This window comes from Budvicia aquatica DSM 5075 = ATCC 35567 (genome assembly GCF_000427805.1).
In the GTDB taxonomy this organism is placed as follows: Bacteria; Pseudomonadota; Gammaproteobacteria; order Enterobacterales; family Enterobacteriaceae; genus Budvicia; species Budvicia aquatica.
Genome location: NZ_ATYS01000113.1, coordinates 1 through 2,393, shown reverse-complemented (window position 1 = coordinate 2,393; position 2,393 = coordinate 1). Strand labels below are relative to the sequence as shown.

At 47.3% G+C, this 2,393-nt stretch carries 5 protein-coding genes; all 5 read right to left on the bottom strand.

The features are described from left to right. A partial coding sequence (locus YWE_RS0120800) for a hypothetical protein (protein WP_029096200.1) occupies nt 1-215 on the bottom strand: 215 nt, incomplete at its 3' end. A 3-nt stretch (nt 216-218) separates the two neighbouring features. Further along, nucleotides 219-683: a hypothetical protein gene (locus tag YWE_RS0120795; protein WP_029096199.1), complete on the bottom strand. Its 465-nt coding sequence runs from the start codon at nt 681-683 to the stop codon at nt 219-221. After that, on the bottom strand, nt 683-1,435 hold the full coding sequence (locus YWE_RS0120790; RefSeq protein WP_029096198.1) for a glycine zipper domain-containing protein: 753 nt from the start codon (nt 1,433-1,435) through the stop codon (nt 683-685). The genes YWE_RS0120795 and YWE_RS0120790 overlap by 1 nt, the downstream gene beginning before the upstream one ends. A gap of 8 nt (nt 1,436-1,443) precedes the next feature. After that, on the bottom strand, nt 1,444-1,851 hold the full coding sequence (locus YWE_RS0120785; RefSeq protein WP_029096197.1) for a hypothetical protein: 408 nt from the start codon (nt 1,849-1,851) through the stop codon (nt 1,444-1,446). 12 nt (nt 1,852-1,863) lie between these two features. Further along, nucleotides 1,864-2,393 (bottom strand): recombinase family protein (locus tag YWE_RS0120780; protein WP_029096196.1); only part of this gene is annotated, 530 nt, incomplete at its 5' end.

Genomic DNA, 2,393 nt, shown 5'->3' with positions numbered 1-2,393 from the left:
GGGAAGAGGACGGTAACTTCCATCTCATCATCTTCAGGTAGCGGGATCTTCTCGCGTTTAACCTGTTCTTTACCCAGCAGGGCAATCAAGTCAGCCTCAGAGGTATTAGCTGTTACAGGGCCAGCAGAAACGCCGGGAATAATATTGAGTTCATTAGCCAGTAGCGTATTGCTGAATAGCAGCGCTGATAAGGCTAAACCATAGACTATTTTCATTCTCTATCGTCCTTTACGTTGATATTTAAGTAACATCGCTTTTTGTTCTGACGGTGTTAACGCCCTTAACTCAGAACCACATTTTGCACAAAATCGAGCGTCGGTTAAGGATTCCTGAAGACAAATAGGGCACATCAAGATGCTGCATAATGTCTCTTCTTCTGACTTTATCCGTTGCTGCTCTTTTTGTTTTTTCTGTTCGGCTCGATGGGCTGCCTTTTTGGCGGTTCTTTCTGCTTTATCCTGTTGGGCTTTCAGTTCATCTTGTTTTTGCTGGTCAAGAATGTGCTGTAACTCAGGGTTGGTCTCGACGGTGAGCCCCTTACCGCATGATTCACAATATAGGCTTTTCTCTTCGTTGCGAGTCTTGCAGTAATGACATTTGGGCTTATCGAGATATTTGGTTGCAGAAAGTACCGCTTTGCCGCAAACGCTCAGAGCAAATACGGCCAGTATATCTAACGGCATTATTTAGTTTCCTTCGGCGCATGCCCAAACTTCTGAGCCATCTTATTACCCAAATCCTTACCGAAAATACCGCCAAGTCCCGCTCCGACGGCTGCACCAATAAGATTACCCGGGCCGGGTACGATACAACCGATAGCAGCGCCAGCCTTAGCCCCTGCAAGTACTCCGGCCATGTTTCCGGCCAGTTCACCACATTTAGCTATCTTGTCGTAATATGCGCCGGAGATAACCCCTGCGTCGATATTTTCAATAACCAGTATGTCAAAGCGAGGATTGTCCAGCGTCTCTGTTTGGTATTCGATAAGTTGGCCTAAGAGTAAAGCTTTGGATACACCACGGTTAAGCAGTTCTTCCCATAGGGCGAGAACGATATCCATCCCAAAGCCCAACAAGCCCACCTGAACTAACCGATGAAACTCAGGGCTGTCATTAAATTCACGCATCGTGTCACGGATAAACTTACCTATGGGATTGAAACCATAGGCTGCACCGTTGGCGAAATCTTTAATCATGCTTTCTTTTGGCGTTAACAGTCCTACAATAAAGCTAGCATTTTCCTGATATTGTTCCGGTGTTAGCTCAATGAACTTGTGCAAGTGCTGGCTATTTTTCTCACAGATAGCCGTGACAAGCTGAAGTGGCAATGCCGTTATCTCTGAGGCAGCCTGAGCAATATCCTCAGAACTGGTCAGAATAATCCTTGCATGTTCAATCAACAGCGTCAGTGAGTAGGCTTCTATTTTGTTTATCATCGGGAGCCTTAGGACAGATGGTCCGTCAAATTATCAATGTGATGGAATAGGGCGTCAGTCAAGCTATCTGATGCATCGACGCCAGCGCCTTGAATACAGCCATCTAATTGACCATGAGCATTATGATGTGTGGCAAATCCATCCATCAGTTGCTGGGTACTGCCGTTTGCTATCCCGTGAGCATCGAAATGGTCAAAACCACCAGACAGGTTAGGGCGGGCAAAACCCAGATGTTCCCCCATAGATCCATGTTCCGTGATAGTACCGGCAAACTCTTGGGTATGCCCCGTAGCGTGACCGGCTGCGTTATGGAAGTTATAACCGCCCATAGGATTCGGGTTTGCAAACCCCTGGTAGATATTATCTTTGAAGAGAGCTGCTCGTTGTGGGAAGTGGGTCAGGGTTAGTAATGTCATCATGAAATCCTTTTAATCAATAATGGGTTTACTTAATATCCGCTGAACGCTGGAGACACTAATCCCGGCTCGTCTGGCGGCTTCGGCTTTGGGAATGCCTATTTTGATAAGCTGAATGACTTCATCACGCTTGTTCATGGCCGTTGGTTTCCGACCTTTGTATTTACCCTTGGCTTTTGCCAGTGCAATACCTTCGGCTTGACGTTCCAGCATCAGTTCCCGTTCAAAGGTGGCAATGGCTCCTATCAGCGTCAACATCAGCTTTCCGGTGGGGGTTGACGTATCAATACCCAGATTCAGTATCTTCAGGCCTACCCGTTGACGCTGGAGGAATTCAGCGATTTCCAGCAGGTGTCGGGTATTTCTGGCTAACCGGTCCAGCTTGGTGACAAGGACCACATCACCTTCACGTACAAACTCAAGCAACGAGCTAAGCTGAGGCCGGTCATTGTCGGCACCGCTCACTTTTTCCTGAAAAACCTTATCGCAGCTTTTCAGTGCTTCCAGTTGTGATTCTAAGTTCTGTCCGGTCGTGCTGACCC

Bases quoted from the DNA above. Each gene is read 5' to 3' on its own strand.
- YWE_RS0120785 (WP_029096197.1), bottom strand. From the start codon at position 1,851: ATGACATTACTAACCCTGACCCACTTCCCACAACGAGCAGCTCTCTTC.
- YWE_RS0120790 (WP_029096198.1), bottom strand. From the start codon at position 1,435: ATGATAAACAAAATAGAAGCCTACTCACTGACGCTGTTGATTGAACAT.
- YWE_RS0120795 (WP_029096199.1), bottom strand. From the start codon at position 683: ATGCCGTTAGATATACTGGCCGTATTTGCTCTGAGCGTTTGCGGCAAA.